Source organism: Streptomyces sp. SID14478 (assembly GCF_010548525.1).
Lineage (GTDB): Bacteria > Actinomycetota > Actinomycetes > Streptomycetales > Streptomycetaceae > Streptomyces.
This window is the reverse complement of sequence record NZ_JAAGMG010000992.1, coordinates 1-7878: the sequence shown is the minus strand read 5'-3', so window position 1 is coordinate 7878 and position 7878 is coordinate 1. Positions and strand designations below refer to the sequence as shown.

The following is a 7878-nucleotide window of genomic DNA, read 5'->3' as shown; positions in this document are numbered from 1 at the left end:
CCGCTCCGCCAGCTCCGGCACGCCCGCCTCGGGCACGTCGCCGTAGAAGGCGAGCGTGAGATGCCAGCCGGGGCGGCCGGTCCAGCGCAGCCCGTCCGCGGGCGCCAACCGGTCGACGGCGCGGCCGAGTTCGGCGACGGCTTCCTGCGGGGGCAGCACGGCTGCGAAGAGTCTCACCGGTTCAGTCTCGCGTACGTACGGCGAAGGGCCGGACGGAGAATCCGTCCGGCCCTTTCGAGGACACCGTGATCAGGCGGCCGCGGCCAGCTGCTGCGCCTCCCGCGGCACGAACTGCAGGTGGCGCTCGCCGCGCCGCAGGTCGACCTTGAGCCGCAGGTTCGCCGCGCGGGCCAGCATCAGGCCGACGCCGGCCGCCGCCGAGGCGCAGATCAGACCGCCCAGCATGAAGCTGATGCGCACCCCGTACTGGTCGGCGAGCCAGCCGAAGAGCGGGCCGCCCAGGGGCGTACCGCCGGTGAACACCATCATGAACAGCGACATGACACGGCCGCGCATCTCGGGGTCCGTACCCATCTGGACCGTGGAGTTGGCCGTCACGTTGACCGTGAGGCCCAGGATGCCGAGCAGTACGATCAGCGGCGCGAACGCCCAGACTCCCGGCGCCCACGCGGCCAGGACCTCCAGGGTGCCGAAGCCGATCGCCGCGCCGACCAGCACCCTCAGGCGGGTCGAGCGGCGCCGGGCCGCGAGCAGCGCACCGGCCAGCGAGCCGATCGCCATCAGCGTGTTGAAGACGCCGTACATGCCGACCCCGCCGTGGAACACGTCGTCGGCGTACGCGCTGAGCCAGATCGGGAAGTTGAAGCCGAAGGTGCCGACGAACCCGACGAGCACGATCGGCCAGATCAGCTCGGGGTGCTGCGACACGTACCGCAGCCCTTCCTTCAACTGGCCCTTGCCGCGCGGGGCCCGCTTGATCTCGTGCAGTTCCCTGGTCCGCATCAGCATCAGGCCGGTGAGCGGGGCCAGGAAGGACAGGCCGTTGGCGAGGAACGCCCAGCCGGGGCCGACGGCCGCGGTCAGCGCGGAGGCGACGGCGGGGCCGATGAGACGCGCGGACTGGAAGTTCGCGGAGTTCAGGGACACCGCGTTGCGGACCTGGTCGGGGCCCACCATCTCGGAGACGAAGGACTGCCGGGTCGGGTTGTCGACGACGGTGACCAGACCGGTGAAGAAGGCCGCCACGTAGACGTGCCACACCTGTACGTTGCCGGACAGGGTCAGCGCGGCGAGGAACAGGCCCGACAGGCTCATCGCGCCCTGGGTGCAGAAGAGCAGGCTGCGCTTGGCGAACCGGTCGGCGATCACGCCGCCGTACAGCCCGAACAGCAGCATCGGCAGGAACTGCATCGCCGTGGTGATGCCGACGGCGGCGGAGGAACCGGTGAGGGAGAGCACCAGCCAGTCCTGGGTGATGCGGGCCATCCAGGTGCCGGTGTTGGAGATGACTGCCCCGGTCGCGAACAGCCGGTAGTTGCGTACCTTCAGGCTGGCGAACATCGAGGGCTTGCGGGGGCGGGCAGAGGTGTCGTGGGCGGCTGGTGCGGGGGCGGAGTCTGCTCCGGATCCCGTACTCAAATCGGTTTCGCCTCCTCGGCGGTCGTCGTCCCCTGGGGGGATCAGAGGTGGGCGAGCTTCTCCAGGACGGGTGCGGCCGCGCGCAGCTTGGCCCACTCGTCCTCGTCGAGCCCGTCGGCGAGTTCGGCCAGCCACGTGTTCCGCTTGCGGCGGCTCTCCTTGAGCATGACCTCGGCCTGCTCGGTGGAGGTGACGACCTTCTGCCTCCGGTCCTCGGGGTGAGGCTCCAGCCTGACCAGTCCCTTGGCCTCCAGGAGCGCGACGATGCGGGTCATCGACGGCGGCTGCACATGCTCCTTGCGGGCCAGTTCGCCCGGCGTCGCGGTGCCGCAGTTGACGAGGGTGCCGAGCACCGACATTTCGGTGGGGCTCAGCGATTCGTCGACCCGCTGGTGCTTGAGTCGACGCGACAGGCGCATCACTGCGGAGCGCAGAGAGTTCACGGCGGCGGCGTCGTCGCCATGGGAGAGGTCCGGCATGTAGTTAGCGTAACTCATTACTGTGTCTAACTACTACCAGACGGGCGGGATGTGCCCGTGATCCGGGCCACTGAACCGTCAGGTCACCCATATGAGTGAGCCGGATCCGGAAAGTGACACCACCGCCCGCGGTGGCCCTGGACCCTGTTCGGCATGGGATCGACAGTGCTCAGCCTGCGAATAGACGGTGAGCTGCTCGACCGGCTCAAGGGGCATGCCGCGAAAAGGGGAATGAGCGTCCAGGACTACGTGGTCCGGACGCTCATTCGCGACGACTTCGACGAACGCTTCAAGAGTGCCGTCGAGGAGACGGAGAGGTTCTACGGGGCCGCTTGACCAGCGGCGGGAGGGCTACGTGAGGCCGAGCGCCGGCATCAGGTAGTAGAAGACGAAGACCGCCGAGACGGCGTACATCGCGACCGGCACCTCCTTGGCCCGGCCCGCGACCACGCGCAGCACGGTGAAGGTGATGAAGCCCATGCCGATGCCGTTGGTGATCGAGTACGTGAACGGCATCATCAGCATCGTCACGAACGCCGCGATCGCCACCGTCCAGTCGTCCCAGTCGATGGCGCGGATGCTGCCCGACAGGATCAGGAAGCCCACCGCGAGCAGCGCGGGGGTGGCCGCCTGGGACGGGACCATCGTGGCGATCGGCGTGAGGAACAGCGCGACCGCGAACAGGGCGCCGGTGATGACGTTCGCGAAACCGGTGCGGGCGCCCTCGCCGACGCCGGCCGTGGACTCCACGAAGCAGGTGGTGGCGGAGGACGACGAGGCACCGCCGGCGGCGACGGCGATGCCGTCGATGAACAGGACCTTGTTCATGCCGGGCATCTGACCCTTCTCGTCGGTCAGGTGCGCCTCGTCGCTGATGCCCATGATCGTGCCCATGGCGTCGAAGAAGCACGACAGCAGCACGGTGAAGACGAACAGGACACCGGTGAGGACGCCGACCTTGTCGAAGCCGCCGAACAGGCTGACGTCGCCGACGAGTCCGAAGTCCGGGGTGGAGACGGGGTTCCCGGGCCACTTCGGGGTGGTCAGACCCCAGGACGGCACCTTGGCGACGGCGTCGATGATCATCGCGACGACCGTCATGGCGACGATGGAGATCAGGATCGCGCCGGGCACCTTGCGCACCAGCAGCGCCAGGGTCAGCAGCACGCCGAGGACGAAGACGAGCACGGGCCAGCCCATCAGGTGACCGCCCGTGCCGAGCTGCAGCGGGACCGTGGTCTGGGCGACGTCCGGCATGCGGGAGACGAAGCCGGAGTCGACCAGGCCGATCAGCATGATGAACAGGCCGATGCCGATCGCGATGCCCTTGCGCAGGCTGAGCGGCACGGCGTTCATGACCCGCTCCCGCAGGCCGGTCGCGACCAGCAGCATCACGACGAAGCCGGCGAGGACGACCATGCCCATCGCGTCCGGCCACGACATGCGCGGCGCGAGCTGCAGGGCGACGACGGTGTTCACCCCGAGGCCGGCCGCGAGCGCGATCGGCACGTTGCCGATGACGCCCATGAGCAGCGTGGTGAACGCGGCGGTCAGCGCGGTCGCGGTGACCAGCTGGCCGTTGTCGAGCTGGTGCCCGTACATGTCCTTCGCGCTGCCGAGAATGATCGGGTTCAGCACGATGATGTACGCCATCGCGAAGAAGGTGGCGAAGCCGCCGCGGATCTCCCGGCCGACCGTCGAGCCACGCTCGGAGATCTTGAAGTACCGGTCGAAGCCGTTCTTCGGGGCCGAAGGCGGCTGTGCGTGGGCATCGACCGGGGCGTTGGCCGAAGTGGACATGGAGGACCTCAGCGGTATTCAGCAGTGATTCTGCGGGCGGGAACGTGATCGAGTCTGGTCCGCACGTGATCACCAACAGGTTTCCCCGATGTTTCCGTTGGCATTTCGTACGAACAGAAGTGGCCAGACTCAGGCTGTTTCAGTATGAACATCCGAGGTCGAAATCGCTATCTCCGCGCGTAGACCCTTGGTGCGCGGGGCCTGTGGGCGGGCGCGCCCGCCTCCCTCGTAAGCTGTGCACATGGCTGTGTTCTCTTCGGGATCCGCGAAGCACGAGGCACCGGAACCCCTGGAGGGGCCCGTGGTCGCCACCATCACCGGCGGCACGATCCTCTGGTTCGTCCTCTTCCTCGTCCAGCTGCCGTTCTACGGCTGGTTCGACGACCACGGGCACACCTGGTGGGTGTGGACGTGCCTGGCCGGCGGCGGGCTCGGACTCATCGGCGTCTGGTACGTCCGCGGGCGCGACGCCGCGATCAAGCGGGCCGCGGCGGCGGACGCGTCACCCACGGACTGACCCGCGGACCGAGCGCGTACAGCCGCGGGACCACACCGGTCCTCCCCAGGTCGGATCTTTCCGCTGCCCGAGGGGTGAACCCCCCATATCGCCCGTACTGTCGATTCCATGACGCACATCGACGCGGGCGCCGAACTCGACCCTGTGCACCCCGTGCCCGCGCCGGAGCGGGCGACCGGGCTCACCGCCGCGCAGGTCGCGGAGCACGTCGCGCGCGGCGAGGTCAACGACGTACCCGTGCGCAGCTCGCGCTCCCTGTCCGAGATCGTCCGGGCGAACGTCTTCACCCGCTTCAACGCGATCATCGGCGTCCTGTGGATCATCATGCTGGCCGTCGCGCCGATCCAGGACAGCCTCTTCGGGTTCGTGATCCTCGCCAACACCGGCATCGGCATCATCCAGGAGTGGCGGGCGAAGAAGACCCTGGACTCCCTCGCGGTCATCGGCGAGGCCAAGCCGACCGTGCGGCGCGACGGGGTCGCCGCCGAGGTCTCCACCTCCGAGATCGTGCTCGGCGACCTGATCGAGATCGGCCCCGGCGACAAGATCGTCGTGGACGGCACCTGCGCCGAGGCCGACGGCCTGGAGATCGACGAGTCGCTGCTGACCGGTGAGGCCGACCCGGTGGTCAAGCATCCCGGAGACGCGGTCATGTCGGGGTCGTTCGTGGTCGCGGGCGGCGGCGCGTTCACCGCGACGAAGGTGGGGCGCGAGGCGTACGCGGCCCAACTCGCCGAGGAGGCGAGCCGGTTCACGCTCGTCCAGTCCGAGCTGCGCAGCGGCATCTCCACCATCCTCAAGTACGTGCAGTGGATGATGATCCCGACCGCGATCGGCCTGGTCATCAGCCAACTCGTCGTCAAGGAGCACGGGTTCAAGGACTCCGTCGCGCGGACGGTCGGCGGCATCGTCCCGATGGTTCCCGAGGGGCTCGTCCTGCTCACCTCCGTCGCCTTCGCGATCGGTGTCATCCGGCTCGGCCGCAAGCAGTGCCTGGTGCAGGAGCTGCCGGCCATCGAGGGACTGGCCCGCATCGACACGGTCTGCCTCGACAAGACGGGCACGCTCACCGAGGGCGGCATGGACGTCTCCGAGCTGCGCGCCCTGGGCGGCGCCGACGAGACGTACGTACGCAAGGTGCTCGGCGCGCTCGGCGAGTCCGACCCGCGGCCCAACGCCTCGCTCCAGGCCATCATCGACGCCTACCCCGACAGCGAGGACTGGCGCTGCACGGAGGCACTGCCGTTCTCCTCGGCCCGCAAGTACAGCGGCGCGGCCTTCAGCGAGGGCGACGGGACCAGCGGCTCCTGGCTGCTCGGGGCTCCGGACGTGCTGCTGCCCTCCGACGGCCCGGCCGGCCCCTCTCCCACCACCGCCCTCGACCGAGGGCCCTCCGGGCCCGCCCCCTCGTTGATCGCCGAGATCGAGGAGCTCAACCAGCAGGGGCTGCGCGTGCTGCTGCTGGCCCGGGTGACCGGCGACCTGGGGGACCCGAAGGTGAAGGAGACGGCCGAGCCGGCCGCGCTCGTCGTCCTGGAGCAGCGCCTTCGCCCCGACGCCGCCGCCACGCTGCGCTACTTCGCCGAGCAGGACGTCAAGGCCAAGGTCATCTCCGGCGACAACGCCGTCTCGGTCGGCGCGGTGGCCGGAAAGCTCGGGCTGGCCGGCGCGGAGCACACCGTGGACGCGCGCACCCTGCCCACGGACCAGGCGGAGATGGCCGACGCGCTGGACGAGGGCACGGTGTTCGGCCGCGTCACCCCGCAGCAGAAGCGCGACATGGTGGCCGCCCTCCAGTCGCACGGGCACACCGTCGCGATGACCGGCGACGGCGTGAACGACGTACTGGCCCTGAAGGACGCCGACATCGGCGTCTCGATGGGCTCGGGCTCGGAGGCGACCCGGGCCGTCGCCCAGATCGTGCTCCTCAACAACTCGTTCGCGACGCTGCCCTCGGTCGTCGCCGAGGGACGTCGCGTCATCGGCAACATCACGCGCGTGGCGACGCTGTTCCTCGTCAAGACGGTCTACTCGGTGATCCTGGCCCTGCTCGTGGTCTGCTGCCAGGTCGAATACCCCTTCCTGCCGCGGCACTTGACGCTGCTGTCGACCCTGACGATCGGCATCCCCGCGTTCTTCCTGGCCCTCGCGCCCAACACCGAGCGGGCCAGGCCGCACTTCGTACGGCGGGTGATGCGGTACGCGATCCCGGGCGGGGTCGTCGCGGGGCTCGCCACCTTCGTGATGTACATGATCGCCCGGCACTTCTACACGGGCTCGGGCTCGCTCGGCGCGGAGACCAGCTCGGCGACGCTGACGCTGTTCCTGATCTCGATGTGGGTGCTGGCCATCGTGGCCCGCCCCTACACCCTGTGGCGGCTGTGCCTGGTGGCGGCGATGGGCCTCGGCTTCCTGCTGGTCCTGGTCGTGCCGTGGCTGCAGGACTTCTTCGCGCTGAAGCTGGTGGGCACGTCCATGCCGTGGACCGCGGTGGGCGTCGCGGCCGTGGCGGCGGTCGTCCTGGAGTTCGTGTGGAAGTGGGTCGGGCGCCGCTTCCCGGCGTGACGCGTCCGCGGTGAGCGGTCAGCCTTCGCTGTCCTCGCCGGTGTAGCGGGGGAACACCCCGGTGTCCAAGCGCCAGGCGCCGATCTCGATCTTGGCGCCGAAGGCGTACTCGCGGTTGTACGTGTAGCGGGCGGCGTCGCCGGAGCCGGTCGGCTCCGCGTGGTGGTGCACCAGGCCCGTACGCGGGTCGACGATCAGGTAGTGCTCGATGCCCATCGCGGGGTAGTCGCGCATCTTCGCCACGTAGTCGTTGTCCGGGTTGGACGGGGAGACGATCTCGGCGGCGAGAAGCACTTCGTCGGGGGCAACGCCGTTGGTCGCGGCGTCCAGGGCAGCCGAGCCCCGGGTCCTCCACCTCCGGCCCGTTCTCAGCGACAAATCCCGGATCAGTGTCCGGAACCTGCGTCTCCAGCTCACGGCGAAGCCGCCGTGCGGCCAGCTCATGCCGCGTGGAGGGTGACAGCATCATCACGATCTGGCCGTCCGAGATCTCCACCGGGCGCAGCCCGGCCGGGACGTTCAGAAGATGCGCATATCGCAGCAGGCGCTCGTACACAGCCTCGCTCATACACCCACGATAACGGCGCACTCGTACCGAAGGGCGCCCTCAGTCGAACCAGCGGTCCCGCGCCAGTTCCTCCGTCCGCGACGGGTCCTCCAGCAGCGCCGCGACCTCGAAGCGGCGCGGCCACTGGCCCGCCGCCCAGGCGAGCCCGGCGGCGACGCCCTCCAGGGTCGCGGCGTGCACGGTGCCGTCGGGGGTGCGGCGCCAGTCGACCTCGGTCCCGGCGACGAACAGCTCCTCGTGCTCGACGTACGTGGCCGGGGTGGCCGCCCCCAGGAGCGTGCGCACGGAGTCGGGTACGGGGTGCTCGGTGCCGGTCTCGGTGACCTCCGCGGCGACCGCTTCGCTCAGGC

At 69.5% G+C, this 7878-nt stretch carries 9 protein-coding genes; 3 read left to right on the top strand and 6 right to left on the bottom strand.

All coding sequences use genetic code 11. The annotated features are described in order from the left end of the window. The 3 genes from G3I40_RS32250 to G3I40_RS32240 all read right to left on the bottom strand — a co-directional run. The coding region (locus tag G3I40_RS32250) for a 2'-5' RNA ligase family protein (protein WP_343245084.1) at nucleotides 1-177 on the bottom strand (177 nt) is incomplete at its 3' end. Between the two features lie 72 nt (nucleotides 178-249). Further along, nucleotides 250-1599: an MFS transporter gene (locus G3I40_RS32245; RefSeq protein WP_164306161.1), complete on the bottom strand. Its 1350-nt coding sequence runs from the start codon at nucleotides 1597-1599 to the stop codon at nucleotides 250-252. Between the two features lie 41 nt (nucleotides 1600-1640). Then, entirely contained in the window at nucleotides 1641-2078 is a 438-nt protein-coding gene (locus G3I40_RS32240; protein ID WP_164306160.1) for a MarR family transcriptional regulator, read from the bottom strand. 153 nt (nucleotides 2079-2231) lie between these two features. Here G3I40_RS32240 and G3I40_RS32235 point away from each other — a divergent pair, with 153 nt between their 5' ends. After that, entirely contained in the window at nucleotides 2232-2414 is a 183-nt protein-coding gene (locus G3I40_RS32235; protein WP_164306159.1) for a ribbon-helix-helix protein, CopG family, read from the top strand. A 15-nt stretch (nucleotides 2415-2429) separates the two neighbouring features. Here the strand turns inward: G3I40_RS32235 and G3I40_RS32230 are convergent, their stop codons facing one another. Continuing rightward, nucleotides 2430-3878 carry an NCS2 family permease gene (locus G3I40_RS32230; RefSeq protein ID WP_164306158.1) on the bottom strand — a complete coding sequence of 483 codons (1449 nt, stop codon included), beginning with the start codon at nucleotides 3876-3878 and terminating at the stop codon, nucleotides 2430-2432. A 241-nt stretch (nucleotides 3879-4119) separates the two neighbouring features. Here G3I40_RS32230 and G3I40_RS32225 point away from each other — a divergent pair, with 241 nt between their 5' ends. Together G3I40_RS32225 and G3I40_RS32220 are read left to right on the top strand one after the other, a co-directional pair. Beyond that, nucleotides 4120-4395: a DUF2530 domain-containing protein gene (locus tag G3I40_RS32225; RefSeq protein ID WP_164306157.1), complete on the top strand. Its 276-nt coding sequence runs from the start codon at nucleotides 4120-4122 to the stop codon at nucleotides 4393-4395. Between the two features lie 108 nt (nucleotides 4396-4503). Continuing rightward, entirely contained in the window at nucleotides 4504-6960 is a 2457-nt protein-coding gene (locus G3I40_RS32220) for a cation-translocating P-type ATPase (RefSeq protein WP_164306156.1), read from the top strand. A gap of 18 nt (nucleotides 6961-6978) precedes the next feature. Here G3I40_RS32220 and G3I40_RS32215 read toward each other — a convergent pair whose 3' ends face one another. Both G3I40_RS32215 and G3I40_RS32210 read right to left on the bottom strand, forming a co-directional pair. Continuing rightward, nucleotides 6979-7404: a Uma2 family endonuclease gene (locus tag G3I40_RS32215; RefSeq protein ID WP_239092069.1), complete on the bottom strand. Its 426-nt coding sequence runs from the start codon at nucleotides 7402-7404 to the stop codon at nucleotides 6979-6981. Between the two features lie 163 nt (nucleotides 7405-7567). Beyond that, nucleotides 7568-7878, bottom strand: a 311-nt coding sequence (locus tag G3I40_RS32210; RefSeq protein ID WP_164306154.1) for a hypothetical protein, incomplete at its 5' end; no start/stop codon positions are given.

What these genes read in the sequence shown, in the direction of transcription:
- G3I40_RS32230 (WP_164306158.1), bottom strand. Translation starts at nt 3,878, where the DNA reads ATGTCCACTTCGGCCAACGCCCCGGTCGATGCCCACGCACAGCCGCCT.
- G3I40_RS32220 (WP_164306156.1), top strand. Translation starts at nt 4,504, where the DNA reads ATGACGCACATCGACGCGGGCGCCGAACTCGACCCTGTGCACCCCGTG.
- G3I40_RS32225 (WP_164306157.1), top strand. Translation starts at nt 4,120, where the DNA reads ATGGCTGTGTTCTCTTCGGGATCCGCGAAGCACGAGGCACCGGAACCC.
- G3I40_RS32215 (WP_239092069.1), bottom strand. Translation starts at nt 7,404, where the DNA reads ATGAGCTGGCCGCACGGCGGCTTCGCCGTGAGCTGGAGACGCAGGTTC.
- G3I40_RS32235 (WP_164306159.1), top strand. Translation starts at nt 2,232, where the DNA reads ATGGGATCGACAGTGCTCAGCCTGCGAATAGACGGTGAGCTGCTCGAC.
- G3I40_RS32240 (WP_164306160.1), bottom strand. Translation starts at nt 2,078, where the DNA reads ATGCCGGACCTCTCCCATGGCGACGACGCCGCCGCCGTGAACTCTCTG.